The 16,515-nt window shown below is 72.1% G+C and carries 15 protein-coding genes; all 15 read left to right on the top strand.

Annotated elements, in window-relative coordinates:
• Positions 1-200 precede the first annotated feature (200 nt).
• The 15 genes from ACH4MY_RS02870 to hpnH all read left to right on the top strand — a co-directional run bounded on the left by ACH4MY_RS02870 (position 201) and on the right by hpnH (position 16,505).
• Positions 201-1,988: a DUF5941 domain-containing protein gene (locus ACH4MY_RS02870; RefSeq protein WP_397997374.1), complete on the top strand. Its 1,788-nt coding sequence runs from the start codon at positions 201-203 to the stop codon at positions 1,986-1,988.
• Positions 1,985-2,722, top strand: coding sequence for a sugar phosphate nucleotidyltransferase (locus ACH4MY_RS02865; RefSeq protein WP_397996562.1), 738 nt, complete (start codon positions 1,985-1,987; stop codon positions 2,720-2,722). Before ACH4MY_RS02870 ends, ACH4MY_RS02865 begins: the two co-directional genes overlap by 4 nt.
• Entirely contained in the window at positions 2,710-3,771 is a 1,062-nt protein-coding gene (locus tag ACH4MY_RS02860) for an iron-containing alcohol dehydrogenase family protein (protein WP_397996559.1), read from the top strand. Before ACH4MY_RS02865 ends, ACH4MY_RS02860 begins: the two co-directional genes overlap by 13 nt.
• On the top strand, positions 3,749-4,528 hold the full coding sequence (locus ACH4MY_RS02855; RefSeq protein ID WP_397996556.1) for a CDP-alcohol phosphatidyltransferase family protein: 780 nt from the start codon (positions 3,749-3,751) through the stop codon (positions 4,526-4,528). The genes ACH4MY_RS02860 and ACH4MY_RS02855 overlap by 23 nt, the downstream gene beginning before the upstream one ends.
• Positions 4,529-4,575: 47 nt before the next feature.
• Complete coding sequence (locus ACH4MY_RS02850; protein ID WP_397997371.1) at positions 4,576-5,421, top strand: glycosyltransferase family 2 protein; 846 nt, start codon at positions 4,576-4,578, stop codon at positions 5,419-5,421.
• Between the two features lie 49 nt (positions 5,422-5,470).
• A complete protein-coding gene (locus ACH4MY_RS02845; RefSeq protein WP_397996554.1) occupies positions 5,471-6,400 on the top strand; it encodes an ABC transporter permease in 930 nt (309 codons plus the stop codon).
• Positions 6,393-7,184, top strand: a complete 792-nt coding sequence (locus ACH4MY_RS02840) for an ABC transporter ATP-binding protein (RefSeq protein ID WP_397996551.1) — start codon at positions 6,393-6,395, stop codon at positions 7,182-7,184. The genes ACH4MY_RS02845 and ACH4MY_RS02840 overlap by 8 nt, the downstream gene beginning before the upstream one ends.
• A 118-nt stretch (positions 7,185-7,302) precedes the next feature.
• Positions 7,303-7,950, top strand: a complete 648-nt coding sequence (locus ACH4MY_RS02835) for a TetR/AcrR family transcriptional regulator (protein ID WP_397996549.1) — start codon at positions 7,303-7,305, stop codon at positions 7,948-7,950.
• Between the two features lie 313 nt (positions 7,951-8,263).
• Positions 8,264-9,175 (top strand): squalene synthase HpnC, encoded by a 912-nt coding sequence (hpnC, locus tag ACH4MY_RS02830; RefSeq protein WP_397996547.1) that lies wholly within the window; start codon positions 8,264-8,266, stop codon positions 9,173-9,175.
• On the top strand, positions 9,172-10,122 hold the full coding sequence (gene hpnD, locus ACH4MY_RS02825) for a presqualene diphosphate synthase HpnD (RefSeq protein ID WP_397996544.1): 951 nt from the start codon (positions 9,172-9,174) through the stop codon (positions 10,120-10,122). Before hpnC ends, hpnD begins: the two co-directional genes overlap by 4 nt.
• Positions 10,123-10,204: 82 nt before the next feature.
• Entirely contained in the window at positions 10,205-11,605 is a 1,401-nt protein-coding gene (gene hpnE / locus ACH4MY_RS02820) for a hydroxysqualene dehydroxylase HpnE (protein WP_397996542.1), read from the top strand.
• On the top strand, positions 11,602-12,702 hold the full coding sequence (locus tag ACH4MY_RS02815; protein ID WP_397996540.1) for a polyprenyl synthetase family protein: 1,101 nt from the start codon (positions 11,602-11,604) through the stop codon (positions 12,700-12,702). Before hpnE ends, ACH4MY_RS02815 begins: the two co-directional genes overlap by 4 nt.
• Positions 12,703-12,809: 107 nt before the next feature.
• Positions 12,810-14,795, top strand: a complete 1,986-nt coding sequence (gene shc, locus ACH4MY_RS02810) for a squalene--hopene cyclase (RefSeq protein WP_397996537.1) — start codon at positions 12,810-12,812, stop codon at positions 14,793-14,795.
• The gene (locus ACH4MY_RS02805; protein ID WP_397996535.1) at positions 14,795-15,475 is read left to right on the top strand and encodes a 1-hydroxy-2-methyl-2-butenyl 4-diphosphate reductase; all 681 of its coding nucleotides are present in this window, start codon (positions 14,795-14,797) and stop codon (positions 15,473-15,475) included. The genes shc and ACH4MY_RS02805 overlap by 1 nt, the downstream gene beginning before the upstream one ends.
• A 7-nt stretch (positions 15,476-15,482) precedes the next feature.
• Positions 15,483-16,505 carry an adenosyl-hopene transferase HpnH gene (gene hpnH / locus ACH4MY_RS02800; RefSeq protein ID WP_397996532.1) on the top strand — a complete coding sequence of 341 codons (1,023 nt, stop codon included), beginning with the start codon at positions 15,483-15,485 and terminating at the stop codon, positions 16,503-16,505.
• Positions 16,506-16,515 lie beyond the last annotated feature (10 nt).

The raw sequence follows: 16,515 nt of genomic DNA, 5'->3' as shown, positions 1-16,515 counted from the left end.
TCTCCGCAGGACGCGGCGCACCCGTGAGGACACGGGTGAGCCCGGGGGAGTCCTGCCCGCGAAGCCTCGGTGAACTCACGCTTCTGTTCATCCGATAGCCTCAGCCGACGTGTCGCCGCCCCGTGCCGGGCCGCACCGCCGCGCCCGGGGCCGCCATGGGTCCCGCCGGCCCCTCCGTCAGCTCCAAGGAGTGAGTTCGTCTGTCGACCGCCATCCTCACCGGCCCGCCGGCACCCGGATCCTCGCTCGACGGAGATCTGCGGTCGCTCGGTTTCGACGTCAAGGCCGCCTCCGGCGCCGACGAGACCGGCGCCCTGCTGGCCGCCGTCCCGGCGGGTGAACGCGTCGCGCTCGTCGACCCCCGGTTCGTCGGCCATGTGCACGCGCTCCGCCTCGCCCTCACCGACCCCCGGTTCCCCGCCGCCGCCGCCCCCGGCGCGCTCACCGCGCAGAGCGGGGCCCGCCCCGCGCTCGCCCGGGCCCTGACCACCGCGGGCGCCTCCGGCACCGACGACCTCACCGGCACGCTGGCCGACGCCCTCGACGCCGACGGCGTCACCGTGCACCGGCCCCAGCTCGGCACCCTCGTCGCCACCGTCCCCGCCGACGCCGAGGCCCGCCACGAGGCCCGCGCCGCCGTGGACGCCGTCGACGACGAGGCCGTACGCCTGCGGTCGGCGGTCAAGGCCCACGACGGCTTCTTCACCACCTTCTTCATCAGCCCGTACTCCCGCTACATCGCCCGCTGGTGCGCCCGCCGCGGACTGACCCCCAACCAGGTCACCACCGCGTCGCTGCTCACCGCCCTGGTCGCGGCCGGCTGCGCGGCGACCGGCGAGCGCGGCGGCTACGTCGCCGCCGGCGTCCTCCTCCTCGTCTCCTTCGTCCTCGACTGCACCGACGGACAGCTCGCGCGGTACGCGCTGAAGTACTCGACGATGGGCGCCTGGCTGGACGCCACCTTCGACCGCGCCAAGGAGTACGCCTTCTACGCGGGCCTCGCCCTCGGCGCCGCCCGCAACGGCGACGACGTCTGGGCCCTGGCCCTCGGCTCGATGGTCCTCATGACCTGCCGGCACGTCGTGGACTTCTCGTTCAACGAGGCCAACCACGACGCCACCGCCAACACGAGCCCCACCGCGGCCCTCTCCGACCGGCTCGACGGCCTCGGCTGGACCGTCTGGGCCCGCCGCATGATCATCCTGCCGATCGGCGAGCGCTGGGCGATGATCGCGGTCCTCACCGCCTTCACCACCCCCCGGATCGTCTTCTGGGCGCTGATCGTCGGCTGCGCCTTCGGTGCCTGCTACACCACGGCCGGCCGCGTCCTGCGGTCCCTGACCCGCAGGGCGAAGCGCACCGACCGGGCCGCCCGGGCCCTGGCGGACCTCGCGGACTCCGGCCCGCTCGCCGGGATCGTCGCCCGCGTCATCGGCCGTACCGGCCTGCGCGCCCCCGGCGTCGTGCTCGCGGCCGTCGCCACCGGCGCGCTCCTCGCCACGGTCCTCGCCCGGCCCTTCGGCGACCGCCAGATCGTGATCGTCGCGGTCTTCTACGCGGTGTTCGCCGGCGCGGCCGTCGCCCGCCCCCTCAAGGGCGCCCTCGACTGGCTCGTCCCCCCGCTCTTCCGCGCCGCCGAGTACACCACCGTCCTCGTGCTGGCCGCCCGCTCCGACTCGGCGCACGCCCTCCCGGCGGCGTTCGGGCTGGTCGCGGCCGTCGCCTACCATCACTACGACACGGTGTACCGCATTCGCGGGGGCACCGGCGCGCCGCCCGCCTGGCTGGTGCGCGTCACCGGCGGACACGAGGGGCGCACGCTCCTGGTGACCGTCCTCGCCGCCCTGCTGGCGGACCGCGGCGACGACTTCACCCTGGCACTCACCGCTCTCGCGGTGGCCGTCGCGCTCGTGGTGCTCGTGGAGTCCGTCCGCTTCTGGGTCTCCTCCGGAGCACCCGCCGTTCACGACGAAGGAGAAACAGCATGATCGGTCTCGTACTGGCAGCCGGTGCCGGACGGCGTCTGCGCCCCTACACCGACACCCTTCCGAAGGCCCTCGTGCCGGTCGACGGCGAGACCACGGTCCTCGACCTCACGCTGAAGAACTTCGCCGAGATCGGCCTCACCGAGGTCGCGATCGTCGTCGGCTACCGCAAGGAGGCCGTCTACGACCGCAAGGAGGCCCTGGAGGCGAAGTACGGGGTCAAGCTCACCCTCGTCGACAACGACAAGGCCGAGGAGTGGAACAACGCCTACTCCCTGTGGTGCGCCCGTGAGGTCCTCAAGCGCGGTGTGATCCTCGCCAACGGCGACACGGTCCACCCGGTCTCCGTCGAGAAGACCCTGCTCGCTGCCCGCGGCGACGGCAAGAAGATCATCCTCGCCCTCGACACGGTGAAGAGCCTCGCCGACGAGGAGATGAAGGTCATCACCGCCGAGGGCAAGGGCGTCCAGCGCATCACCAAGCTGATGGACCCGGCCACCGCCACCGGCGAGTACATCGGTGTCACCCTCATCGAGGCCGAGGCCGCCGAGGAACTCGCCGACGCCCTCAAGGCCACCTTCGAGCGCGACCCCGACCTGTACTACGAGGACGGCTACCAGGAGCTCGTCAACCGCGGCTTCACCGTCGACGTCGAGCCCATCGGCGACGTCAAGTGGGTCGAGATCGACAACCACGAGGACCTCGCGAAGGGCCGGGAGATCGCGTGCCAGTACTGACCCGGCTGATCCCCTCGCCGGTCGTCGTCGACATCCGCCGGGGAGCGCTGGACGATCTGTCCACGCTCCTCGCGGACCAGCGGATCTCCAGCAACGGCAAGATCGCCGTCGCCATCAGCGGCGGCTCGGGCCTCAAGCTGCGTGACCACTTCGCCCCCGAGCTGCCCGGCGCCGACTGGTACCCGGTCGCCGGCGGCACCATCGACGAGGCCGTGAAGCTCGCCGACGCCATGCGCGGCAAGCGGTACGACGCCGTGGTCGCCCTCGGCGGCGGCAAGATCATCGACGTGACGAAGTACGCGGCGGCCCGGGTCGGGCTGCCGCTGGTGGCCATCGCCACCAATCTGTCGCACGACGGGATCTGCTCCCCGATCTCGACCCTGGACAACGACAACGGCCGGGGTTCGTACGGTGTGCCCACCCCGATCGCCCTCGTCGTCGACCTGGACGTGATCAGGGACGCCCCGGTCCGCTTCGTGCGGTCCGGCATCGGCGACGCGATCTCCAACCTCTCCGCCATCGCGGACTGGGAGCTCTCGCACCAGGTGACCGGGGAGCCCGTCGACGGCCTCGCGGCCGCCATGGCCCGCAGCGCCGGTGAGGCCGTGCTCCGCCACCCCGGCGGCGTCGGCGACGACGACTTCCTCGTCACCCTCTCCGAGGGTCTGGTGATGTCCGGCATCGCCATGTCGATCAGCGGCGACAGCCGCCCCTCCTCGGGCGCCTGCCACGAGATCAGCCACGCCTTCGACCTGCTCTTCCCGGCCCGCGCCGCCAGCCACGGCGAGCAGTGCGGTCTCGGTGCGGCCTTCGCCATGCACCTGCGCGGCGCCCACGAGGGCTCCGCCCAGATGGTCGAGACCCTGCGCCGGCACGGGCTGCCGGTCCTGCCGGAGGAGATGGGCTTCACCGTGGACGAGTTCGTCCAGGCGGTGTCGTTCGCCCCGCAGACCCGGCCGGGCCGTTTCACCATCCTCGAACACCTCGACCTGTCCGACGACGAGATCAGGGACGCGTACGCCGACTATGCCAAAGCCATCCGTAGCTGAGCTCCGCCCGGTCGTTCACCCCCCGGGTGTGAAGGACCGGCGCAGCGGGGAGCACTGGGGCGGCCGCATGTACATGCGGGAGATCTCGCTCAGGATCACCCGGCAGCTCGTCGGCACCAGGATCACGCCGAACCAGCTCACGTACGTGATGACCCTCGCGGGCGTCCTCGCGGCACCGGCCCTGCTGATCCCCGGGATCCCCGGGGCGCTGCTCGGCGCGCTCATGGTCCAGCTCTACCTGCTGCTCGACTGTGTCGACGGCGAGGTGGCCCGCTGGAAGAAGCAGTTCTCGCTGGCCGGTGTGTATCTGGACCGGGTCGGCGCGTACCTCTGCGACGCGGCCGTGCTCGTCGGCTTCGGTCTGCGGGCCGCCGACCTGTGGGGCTCGGGCCGGATCGACTGGCTGTGGGCCTTCCTCGGCACCCTGGCCGCCCTCGGCGCCATCCTGATCAAGGCCGAGACCGACCTCGTCGGCGTCGCCCGGCACCAGGGCGGTCTGCCGCCGGTCAAGGAGGCCGCCTCCGAGCCGCGCTCCTCCGGCATGGCGCTGGCCCGCAGGGCCGCCGGCGCGCTGAAGTTCCACCGGCTGGTCCTCGGCATCGAGGCCTCGCTGCTGATCATCGTCCTGGCGATCGCGGACCAGGTCCGGGGCGATCTGTTCTTCACCCGTCTCGGTGTCGCCGTCCTGGCCGGCATCGCGCTGCTCCAGACCGTGCTGCACCTGGTGTCGATCATGGTCTCCAGCAGGCTGAAGTGAGGCCGGCCGTGAGTACGCCGCTCAAGGTGGGAGCCGTCGTCATCACGATGGGCAACCGCCCCGACGACCTGCGGGCGCTGATCGACTCGGTCGCCAAGCAGGAGGGCGACCCCGTCGAGGTCGTCGTCGTGGGACAGGGCACCCCGGTCACCGGGGTGCCCGACGGGGTGCGGACCGTCGACCTGCCCGAGAACGTCGGCATCCCCGCCGGCCGGAACGTCGGCATCGAGGCCTTCGGTCCCGGCGGCACCGACGTCGACGTCCTGCTCTTCCTGGACGACGACGGGCTGCTCGCCCACGCGGACACCGCCGAACTGGTCCGGCAGGCGTTCACCGCCGATCCGCGCCTCGGCATCATCACCTTCCGGATCGCCGACCCGGAGACCGGGGCCACCCAGCGCCGGCACGTGCCGCGGCTGCGCGCCTCCGACCCGATGCGCTCCTCGCGGGTGACCACCTTCCTCGGCGGCGCCAACGCCGTCCGCACCAAGGTGTTCGCCGAAGTGGGCGATCTGCCGGGCGAGTTCTTCTACGCGCACGAGGAGACCGACCTCGCCTGGCGCGCGCTCGACGCCGACTGGATGATCGACTACCGTTCGGACATGGTGCTGTTGCACCCCACCACAGCACCCTCCCGGCACGCCTCGTACCACTTCAACGTGGCCCGCAACCGAGTCTGGCTGGCACGCCGCAATCTGCCCGCGCCCCTGGTGCCGGTGTATCTCGGCGTCTGGCTCCTGCTCACCCTGGCCCGTCGGCCCTCGCTCCCCGCACTGAAGGCGTGGTTCGGCGGATTCCGCGCAGGCTGGACGACCCCCTGCGGACCGCGCCGCCCCATGAGGTGGCGTACGGTGTGGCGGCTGACCCGGCTGGGTCGCCCCCCGGTCGTCTGACATCGTGGTACCGACGTGCCGCGCATCTTGAACACGAAAGTTTCGACTTGTGAGTGACACACAGCAGGGCGGGGCGGTCGCGACGAGCGCGCCCCCGTCCGTCGACGAGGGCCTGACGCCGGCCGCGCTGGCCGCGAAGTACGGCCTCTCGGTCAGCGGTGCCAGGCCCGGACTGTTCGAGTACGTCCGTGAGCTGTGGAGCCGCCGCCACTTCATCCTGGCCTTCTCCTCGGCGAAGCTGACCGCCCAGTACAGCCAGGCGAAGCTGGGCCAGGTGTGGCAGGTGGCGACGCCGCTGCTGAACGCCCTGGTCTACTACCTGATCTTCGGGCTGATCCTGGGCGCCGGGCAGGGGATGTCCAAGGACGTCTACATCCCCTTCCTGGTGACCGGCATCTTCGTGTTCACCTTCACCCAGAGCTCCGTCATGGCGGGCGTCCGGGCGATCGCGGGCAACCTCGGACTGGTCCGGGCCCTGCACTTCCCCCGCGCCACCCTCCCGATCTCCTTCTCGCTCCAGCAGCTCCAGCAGCTGCTGTTCTCGATGATCGTGCTCGTGGCGGTGGCCATCGCCTTCGGCAGCTATCCCTCGCTCCGCTGGCTGCTGGTGATCCCGGCGCTGTTCCTGCAGTTCGTCTTCAACGTCGGACTCGCCATGATCGTGGCCAGGATGGGCTCGAAGACGCCCGACCTCGCCCAGCTGATGCCGTTCGTCATGCGCACCTGGATGTACGCGTCCGGCGTGATGTTCTCGATCCCGGTGATGCTCGCCGACAAGCCGGCCTGGATCGCCGACATCCTCATGTACAACCCGGCCGCCGTCTACATGGACCTGATCCGCTACGCCCTCATCGAGGGGTACAGCGCGCACAACCTGCCGGACCACGTCTGGATGACTGCCGTGGCCTGGGCCCTGGTCTTCGGCATCGGCGGCTTCGTCTACTTCTGGAAGGCCGAGGAGAGGTACGGCCGTGGCTGACACGAACACCAACCGGTCCGACGTTCCCACCGTCATCTGCGACGACGTCCACATCGTCTACCGGGTCAACGCCGGTGGCGGCGGCAAGGGCAGCGCCACGGCGGCGCTGAGCCGGATCGTCGGCCGCGGCAAGGCCGAGGTCACCCGGGGCGTCCGCAAGGTCCACGCGGTCCGCGGTGTCACCTTCACCGCCTACCGGGGCGAGGCCATCGGCCTCATCGGCTCCAACGGCTCCGGCAAGTCCACGCTGCTCCGCGCCGTCGCCGGACTGCTCCCCACCGAGAGCGGCATGGTCTACACGGACGGCCAGCCCTCGCTCCTGGGCGTCAACGCGGCGCTCATGAACGACCTCACCGGTGAGCGCAACGTGATCCTGGGCGGGCTCGCCATGGGCATGAGCCGCGAGGAGGTGCGCTCGCGCTACGAGGGCATCGTCGACTTCTCCGGGATCAACGAGAAGGGCGACTTCATCAGCCTGCCCATGCGCACGTACTCCTCCGGCATGGGCGCCCGGCTCCGCTTCGCCATCGCGGCCGCCAAGAACCACGACGTCCTCCTCATCGACGAGGCGCTGGCGACCGGTGACCGCAAGTTCCAGATCCGCTCCGAGGAGCGCATCCGCGAGCTCCGCAAGGAGGCCGGCACGGTCTTCCTGGTGAGCCACAGCAACAAGTCCATCCGGGACACCTGCGACCGGGTGCTCTGGCTGGAGAAGGGTCAGCTCCTGATGGACGGGCCCACGGACGAGGTCCTCAAGGCGTACGAGCGGGAGACCGCCCGCTGATCGGGTGCCCCGCGCCGCCGTACCGCCCCCACCCTTTCCGGTGGGGGCGGTTCCGTTTTCTGCGCGTCGCGCCACGACCTGGAATGTTCCTGCGGTAAACATCGGGCAGGATGAGCCCATGGCAGCGATCTCGGGGGGAAAGACCTACCACCACGGCGACCTGCGCAACGCGCTGATCTGCGCCGCCGTCGACCTCGCCACCGAGGGCGGCCCCGAACGGGTCGTCCTGCGTGAGGCGGCCCGACGGGTCGGCGTCTCGCCCACCGCCGCCTACCGGCACTTCGACGGACGGGGCGAACTCCTCCGCACCGTCAGGACCCACGCCCAGCGGCTGCTCGCCGATGCCATGGAGCGGGCCGCCGGGCGCGAGCCCGGCGCCGACGACCCCACGCTCGCCGCGGAGCGCCGGGTCACCGCCCTCTGCCGCGCGTACGTCGGCTTCGCCGTCGACCAGCCAGGCCTCTACCGGGCCGCGTTCTGCGTGCCCCGCCCGAACGACACCGCCGGGCCGATGCCGGAGCGGCAGACCCCCGAGCCCGAGCTCCGCGCGTTCACCCTGCTCCGGGAGGCCCTTGAGGCCCTCGCCAGCGCCGGAACCCCCCGGCCCGGCATGCGGCCCGCCTCCGGCGCCGCGGCGTGGTCGGCCGTGCACGGATTGTCACTTCTCCTGCTCGACGGCCCTCTTCGCCGCCTGTCCGCCCAGCGCAGGAACGCCGTCGTCGAGACCACCCTCGCCATGGTCGTCTCCGGCACCCGTTCCCCCTGAGTCCCGCGCGAAGCCGAACTTCCTTGCGTTGCGGGCGGGTTGACGACTCGTATGGGTGACCCCCGGAGCGCCCGGTACCCCGGAATGGCGACGGCCGTCGTACAACGTAAGCTGGACCGGTCTGTTTCGCGGCAAGTAGGGCGATACTCCACGACCATCGGGCCTCCGGGCGGCGGCTCCACGGGCAGGGGTCGGCGGCGTGTCCGAAATAGGATGGATTGGATCGGCAGTGTAGAACGGGAGACGTGACGGCCATGACGCAGAATCTCCAGCTCCACGAGGGTCTCGCCGTCCCTCCGTCGGGCAGTGACCTGTGACGGAAACCCGGCAGGCGCGCACCGACGCCTCCTCGCGCGCCACCCTCGGCAAGGCCGCGGACGAGAACTTCCCCGTGGCACCCTTCTTCCTGCCCCGGGCCTGGCGCGACGACCTCATGGCCGTCTACGGCTTCGCCCGGCTCGTCGACGACATCGGCGACGGCGACCTCGCCCCCGGCGGCGCCGACGCCCGCCACCTCGGCCTCGACCCCGAGACCGCCGAGGACCGGCTCGCCTTCCTCGACGCCTTCGAGGCCGACCTCCACCGCGTCTTCGACGGCACCCCCCGCCACCCCCTCCTCCGAGGCCTCCGGCCCACCGTGCTGCGGTGCGGGCTCACCCCCGAGCCCTTCCTCGGCCTGATCGCCGCCAACCGGCAGGACCAGCTCGTCAGGCGCTACGAGACGTACGACGACCTCCTCGCCTACTGCGAGCTCTCCGCCAACCCCGTCGGCCGGCTCGTCCTCGCGATCACCGGCACCGACACCCCCGAGCGGATCAGACGCTCCGACGAGATCTGCACCGCCCTCCAGGTCGTCGAGCACCTCCAGGACGTCGCCGAGGACCTCGGCAACGACCGGATCTACCTCCCCACCGAGGACCTCAAGCGGTTCCACGTCACCGAGAGCGACCTCGCCCGGCCCACCGCCGGAGCCTCCGTGCGAGCCCTGATCGCCTTCGAGGCCGAGCGGGCCCGCGAGCTGCTCCACGCGGGCACCCCCCTCGTCGGCAGCGTCCACGGCCGGCTCCGTCTCCTCCTGGCGGGCTTCACCGCCGGAGGACTCGCCGCGCTCGACGCGATCACCGACGCCGGATTCGACGTGCTGACCGGCCCACCGAAGGCCACCAAGCCGAGCCTGATGCGCCAGGTGGGAGCGGTTCTGCTCCGGGCGCGGAGAGAGGGGTGAGCGCGACCGTGGAGGCACAGCCCCAGCCGTCCGCGCCGGTACAGGCCGCCTACAGCTACTGCGAGGCGGTCACCGGACAGCAGGCGCGGAACTTCGCCTACGGAATCCGGCTGCTGCCGACCGAGAAGCGCCAGGCGATGTCCGCGCTGTACGCCTTCTCCCGGCGCGTCGACGACATCGGCGACGGCACCCTTCCGCCCGAGGCCAAGCAGGAGCGCCTGGAGGCCACCCGCGCCCTGCTCGACCGGATCCGCGCCGGCGGGATCGACGAGGACGACACCGACCCCGTCGCCGTCGCCCTCGCCGACTCGGCCCGCCGCTTCCCGATCCCGCTCGGCGGCCTCGACGAGCTCATCGACGGCGTCCTCATGGACGTGCACGACGCGACCTACGAGACCTGGGACGACCTCAAGGTCTACTGCCGCTGCGTCGCCGGGGCGATCGGCCGGCTCTCCCTCGGCGTCTTCGGCACCCAGCCCGGCGCCCAGGGCGCCGAGCGCGCCGCCGAGTACGCCGACACCCTCGGCCTCGCCCTCCAACTCACCAACATCCTCAGGGACGTACGCGAGGACGCCGGGAACGGGCGGACCTATCTGCCCGCCGACGACCTCGCCAAGTTCGGCTGCGGCGAGGGCTTCGACAGCGAGACCCCGCCCGCCGGCGCCGACTTCGCCGGCCTCGTCCACTTCGAAGTGCGCCGCGCCCGCGCCCTGTTCGCCGAGGGCTACCGGCTGCTTCCCATGCTCGACCGGCGCAGCGGCGCCTGCGTCGCCGCGATGGCCGGCATCTACCGCCGCCTCCTCGACCGGATCGAACGCGACCCCGAGGCCGTGCTGCGCGGCCGCGTCTCGCTGCCCGGACGCGAGAAGGCGTACGTCGCGGTCCGCGGGCTCTCCGGCCTCGACACCCGCACCATCGCCCGACGCACCGTCAGGAGGCGTGCCTGATGCGCCCCTGCGCCCCCGCCCACCGGGCAACCCCGGGCGCCGTTCCGGCGTCCCTGCCCGCGACGACCCGAACGGAGGCAGCGTGACCCACGAAGCGACCGGGCAGCACGCCCGGCAGCCCCACGCCGTCGTCGTCGGCGGCGGGCTCGCCGGGATCACCGCCGCGCTCCAGCTAGCCGACGCCGGTGTCGGCGTCACCCTCCTCGAAGGCCGGCCCCGGCTCGGCGGCCTCGCCTTCTCCTTCCGCCGGGGCGACCTCACCGTCGACAACGGCCAGCACGTCTATCTGCGCTGCTGCACCGCCTACCGCTGGTTCCTCGACCGGGTCGACGGCGCCCGGCTGGCTCCCCTCCAGGACCGCCTCGACGTCCCCGTCCTCGACGTCGCGCACCCCCGCGGCCCCCGGCTCGGCCGGATCCGCCGCGACAACCTCCCCGTACCGCTGCACCTGGCGCGCAGCCTCGCCACGTACCCGCACCTCTCCCTCGCCGAGCGGGCCTCCGTCGGCCGGGCCGCACTCGCCCTGAAGAAGCTCGACCCCGCCGACCCGGCGCTCGACGGCATCGACTTCGCCACCTGGCTCGGCCGCCACGGACAGTCCCCGCGGACCGTCGAGGCCCTCTGGGACCTGGTCGGCATCCCCACCCTCAACGCCCCCGCCCCGGAGGCCTCCATGGGGCTCGCCGCGATGGTCTTCAAGACCGGCCTCCTCTCCGAGCCCGGTGCCGCCGACATCGGCTGGGCCCATGTCCCGCTCGGCGAACTCCACGACACCCGGGCCGCGAAGGAACTCGACGCCCTCGGCGTCCGCACCGCGCTGCGCACCAAGGCCGAGCGGATCTCCCGTACCGACGAAGGGCGTTGGGCCGTCGACGTCCCCGGCGAGACGATCACGGCGGACGCCGTCGTCCTCGCCGTACCGCAGCAGGAGACCCACGGCCTGCTGCCCGAGGGCGCCCTCGACGACCCCGACCGGCTTCTCGACATCGCCACCGCGCCCATCCTCAACCTGCACGTCGTCTACGACCGCAAGGTGCTGAAGCGGCCGTTCTTCACCGCTCTCGGCTCCCCCGTGCAGTGGGTCTTCGACCGCACCGACTCCTCCGGACTCACCGGCGGCGGCCAGTACCTCGCCGTCTCCCAGTCCGCCGCACAGGACGAGATCGACGAGCCCGTCGCCGCCCTGCGCGAGAAGTACCTCCCCGAGCTGGAACGGCTGCTGCCCGCCGCGCGCGGCGCCGGTATCCGCGACTTCTTCGTCACCAGGGAGCGGATGGCCACGTTCGCCCCCACCCCGGGCGTCGGCCGGCTCCGCCCCGGCGCCCGCACCCAGGCACCGGGGCTCTACCTGGCCGGGGCCTGGACCGCCACCGGCTGGCCCGCGACCATGGAGGGGGCCGTCCGCAGTGGTTTCAGCGCCGCGGGCGCCGCGCTCTCCGCCCTCGGCCGCCGCCATGACCACCCGCTACAGGAGGCGGCATGAGTGTGAGTACCGGAACAAGAGGAGAGACCGTGCCGACTGTGCCGCCGGGTAATCCGGCCGTCGACACCGCGGACGTGTCCGCACTGCTGGAGCGGGGACGGACCCTGTCCACCCCCGTACTGCGCGCGGCCGTCGACCGCCTCGCGGCGCCCATGGACACCGTGGCCGCCTACCACTTCGGCTGGATCGACGCGCAGGGCAACCCCGCCGACGGCGACGGCGGCAAGGCCGTCCGCCCCGCGCTCGCCCTGCTGTCCGCCGAGGCCGCGGGTGCCGCGCCCGAGGTCGGCGTCCCCGGCGCCGTCGCCGTGGAGCTCGTCCACAACTTCTCGCTGCTGCACGACGACCTCATGGACGGGGACGAGCAGCGCCGTCACCGCGACACCGTGTGGAAGGTGCACGGCCCCGCGCAGGCCATCCTCGTCGGCGACGCCCTGTTCGCGCTGGCCAACGAGATCCTGCTGGAGCTCGGCACCGTGGAGGCCGGCCGGGCGACCCGCAGGCTCACCACCGCCAGCCGCAAGCTCATCGACGGCCAGGCCCAGGACATCTCCTACGAGCACCGCGAGCGGGTCACCGTCGAGGAGTGCCTGGAGATGGAGGGCAACAAGACCGGCGCCCTGCTCGCCTGCGCCGTCTCCATCGGCGCCGTCCTCGGCGGCGCCGACGACCGCACCGCCGACAAGCTGGAGGAGTACGGGTACCACCTCGGGCTCGCCTTCCAGGCCGTGGACGACCTGCTCGGCATCTGGGGCGACCCGGAGGCCACCGGCAAGCAGACCTGGAGCGACCTGCGCCAGCGCAAGAAGTCCCTGCCCGTCGTCGCCGCCCTCGCCGCCGGCGGCGAGGCCTCCGAGCGGCTGGGCGAACTGCTCGCCGCGGACGCCAAGTCCAATGACTTCGACACCTTCTCCGAGGAGGAGTTCGCCACCCGGGCGGCCCTCATCGAGGAGGCCGGTGGACGCGAGTGGACCTCCCAGGAGGCCCGCCGCCAGCACGCCGTCGCGATCGAGGCCCTGAACGAGGTGGACATGCCCGCCGGTGTGCGGGCGCAGCTCACCGCGCTCGCCGACTTCGTGGTCGTACGGAAGAGATGATCACCATCACCCTGATATGAGTTCGCGGTCGCCGGCCGGTGCCTTCCGGCGCCGGCCGACGGCAGACCCGTAGAAGCAGAAGTAACCGACTGCGCAAAGGGGAAGCCATGACAGCGACGACCGACGGAAGCGCCGGGGCCGTGGGCCCCCGGGCAGCCGCGGCCAGCACGACGCACGACACCGACGCCACGGCGCCGGACCTCGACGGGACCGCCGCGCGCGCCGCGGAACGGGCCGTCGGGAACCTGCTCGCCCGACAGGACCCCGAGGGCTGGTGGAAGGGCGACCTGGAGACCAACGTCACCATGGACGCCGAGGACCTCCTCCTCCGCCAGTTCCTGGGCATCCTCGACGCCGACACCACCCGCGCCGCGGCCCTCCACATCCGCCGCGAACAGCGCGAGGACGGAGCCTGGGCCACCTTCTACGGCGGACCCGGCGAGCTCTCCGCCACCGTCGAGGCCTATGTGGCGCTCCGGCTCGCCGGAGACCCGCCCGAGGCCCCGCACATGGCCCGGGCCGCCGCCTGGGTCCGCGCCGGCGGCGGTATCGCCGCCGCCCGGGTCTTCACCCGGATCTGGCTCGCCCTCTTCGGCTGGTGGCGCTGGGAGGACCTGCCCGAACTGCCCCCGGAGCTGCTCTTCCTGCCGAAGTGGTTCCCGCTCAACATCTACGACTTCGGCTGCTGGGCCCGGCAGACGATCGTGCCGCTCACCGTCGTCTCCGCGAAGCGCCCGGTCCGCCCCGCGCCCTTCCCGCTCGACGAGCTGCACACCGACCCGGCCCGGCCGAACCCGCCCCGGCCGCTCGCCCCGGCCACCGGCTGGGACGGGATCTTCCAGCGGCTCGACAAGGCCCTCCACGCCTACCACCGGGTGGCGCCGCGCGCCCTGCGCAGGACCGCCATGAACCTCGCCGCGCGGTGGATCGTCGAGCGCCAGGAGAACGACGGCTGCTGGGGCGGCATCCAGCCCCCCGCCGTCTACTCGGTCATCGCCCTCCACCTCCTCGGCTACGACCTCCAGCACCCCGTCATGCGGGCCGGACTGGAGTCGCTCGACCGCTTCGCGGTGTGGCGCGAGGACGGCTCGCGGATGGTCGAGGCCTGCCAGTCGCCGGTCTGGGACACCTGTCTCGCCGCCGTCGCGCTCGCCGACGCGGGGCTGCGGCCCGACCACCCGGCCCTGGTGAAGGCCGTCGACTGGATGCTCGACGAGGAGGTCACCCGGACCGGGGACTGGGCGGTACGGCGCCCCGGACTGCCGCCGGGCGGCTGGGCGTTCGAGTTCCACAACGACAACTACCCCGACACCGACGACACCGCCGAGGTGCTCCTCGCGCTCCGCCGGGTCGCCCACCCCGACCCCGCGCGGGTCGAGGCGGCCATCGCCCGGGGCGCCCGCTGGACGCTGGGCATGCAGTCTCGGGGCGGAGCCTGGGGCGCCTTCGACGCCGACAACACCAGCGCCTTCCCCAACAGGCTGCCGTTCTGCGACTTCGGCGAGGTGATCGACCCGCCCTCCGCCGACGTCACCGCCCATGTGGTGGAGATGCTGGCCTACGAGGGGCTCGCCCAGGACCCCCGCACCCGCAGGGGAGTCGAGTGGCTGCTCGCCCACCAGGAGCCGAACGGCGCCTGGTTCGGCCGCTGGGGCGTCAATCACCTGTACGGCACCGGCTCGGTGCTCCCCGCGCTCACCGCCGCCGGGCTGCCCGTCTCCCATCCGGCGATCCGCCGCGCCGTCGACTGGCTCAGGTCCACCCAGAACGAGGACGGCGGCTGGGGCGAGGACCTCCGCTCGTACCACGACGAGGCATGGATCGGGCGCGGCGCCACCACCGCCTCCCAGACCGCCTGGGCACTGCTCGCCCTCCTCGCGGCCGGCGAGCGCGACTCCGAGCCCGTCCGGCGGGGCATCGCCTGGCTCGCCGCCACCCAGCGCGAGGACGGCTCCTGGGACGAGCCGTACTTCACCGGCACGGGCTTCCCCTGGGACTTCTCCATCAACTACCACCTCTACCGGCTGGTGTTCCCCCTCACGGCGCTCGGTCGCTACGTGTACGGGGAGCCCTCGCCCGCCAAGGAGGGGTGATGGGCCGCGAACCGGGCCCCGGCGCCCCGCCACCGCTGCTGATCGCCTGCGCGCTCGGCATCGAACAGCTCGCCCTGCGCAGCGGGGACCGGGCCGGCGCCCCCGGGCCCCTCAAGGTGCTCCGTACGGGCATGGGCCCCGACCGGGCCCGCAGGGCGGTCTCCCGGGCGCTCGGCGAGGAGGGATGGCGGGACGCCGCCGTCATCGCCTCCGGCTTCTGCGCGGGACTCGCCCCCGGTATGCACCCGGGGGACCTGATCGTCGCCGACGAGACCCGCGGCCCGGACGGCGTCACCCTCTGCACCGGGTCGGAACTCCTGGTGAAGGCTCTGGTCAGGGCTGTACCGGGGCGGGCCGTCCACACGGGGCCGCTGGCCGGCTCCGACCATGTGGTGCGCGGCCCCGAGCGGGCCGCGCTGCTCGCCACCGGCGCGATCGCCGTCGACATGGAGTCCGCGGCGACCCTGCGGACGGCGGGCGCGCTCCGCACCGCGGCGGGCCTCGGCGGAGGGCCGGACGCCCGCCCGGTTGCGGCCGTCCGGGTGGTCGTGGACGCTCCAGAACATGAACTGGTCCGGATCGGCACGGTACGCGGGGGAATATCGGCCTTCCGTGTTCTTCGTGCCGTCCTTCCCGCGTTCTTCGAATGGCACCGTTCTTTGCTGCTCCCCAGGAGGTGAGCGAGTTATGGCCATGCCGCTCCGTCAGTCCATCAGGGTCGGGACCTACCTCTTCGAACAGAAGCTCCGCAAGCGTGAGAAGTTCCCGCTGATCGTCGAGCTCGAGCCGCTGTTCGCCTGCAATCTCAAGTGCGAGGGCTGCGGAAAGATCCAGCACCCGGCAGGTGTCCTCAAGCAGCGCATGCCGGTCGCCCAGGCGGTCGGCGCGGTCCTGGAGTCCGGCGCCCCCATGGTGTCCATCGCGGGCGGCGAGCCCCTGATGCACCCTCAGATCGATGAGATCGTGCGCCAGTTGGTGGCCAAGAGGAAGTACGTCTTCCTCTGCACCAACGCCATGCTGCTCCGCAAGAAGCTGGAGAACTTCACCCCCTCGCCGTACTTCGCCTTCGCCGTGCACATCGACGGCCTGCGCGAGCGGCACGACGAGTCCGTCGCGAAGGAGGGTGTGTTCGACGAGGCGGTGGCGGCCATCAAGGAGGCCAAGCGGCGCGGTTTCCGCGTCACCACCAATTCGACGTTCTTCAACACCGACACCCCGCAGACCATCATCGAGGTCCTCAATTTCCTCAACGACGACCTCCAGGTCGACGAGATGATGATCTCTCCCGCGTACGCGTACGAGAAGGCCCCCGACCAGGAACACTTCCTCGGCGTCGAGCAGACCCGCGAACTCTTCAAGAAGGCCTTCGCGGGCGGAAACCGGCGCCGGTGGCGGCTCAACCACTCGCCGCTCTTCCTGGACTTCCTGGAAGGAAAGGCGGACTTCCCGTGCACCGCCTGGGCCATTCCGAACTACTCGCTCTTCGGCTGGCAGCGACCCTGCTATCTCATGAGCGACGGATACGTCCCCACGTACCGCGAACTCATCGAGGACACCGACTGGGACAAGTACGGCCGCGGCAAGGACCCGCGCTGCGCCAACTGCATGGCGCACTGCGGCTACGAGCCCACGGCCGTCCTCGCCACCATGGGCTCCCTCAAGGAATCCCTGCGCGCGGTCAGGGAGACCGTCTCCGGGAACAACGCGTGAGGACGGGGGA

It is taken from the genome of Streptomyces sp. NPDC017246, assembly GCF_044331325.1.
Lineage (GTDB): Bacteria > Actinomycetota > Actinomycetes > Streptomycetales > Streptomycetaceae > Streptomyces.
The sequence above is the reverse complement of the archived record's forward strand: the minus strand, read 5'-3'. Positions and strand labels throughout refer to the sequence as shown.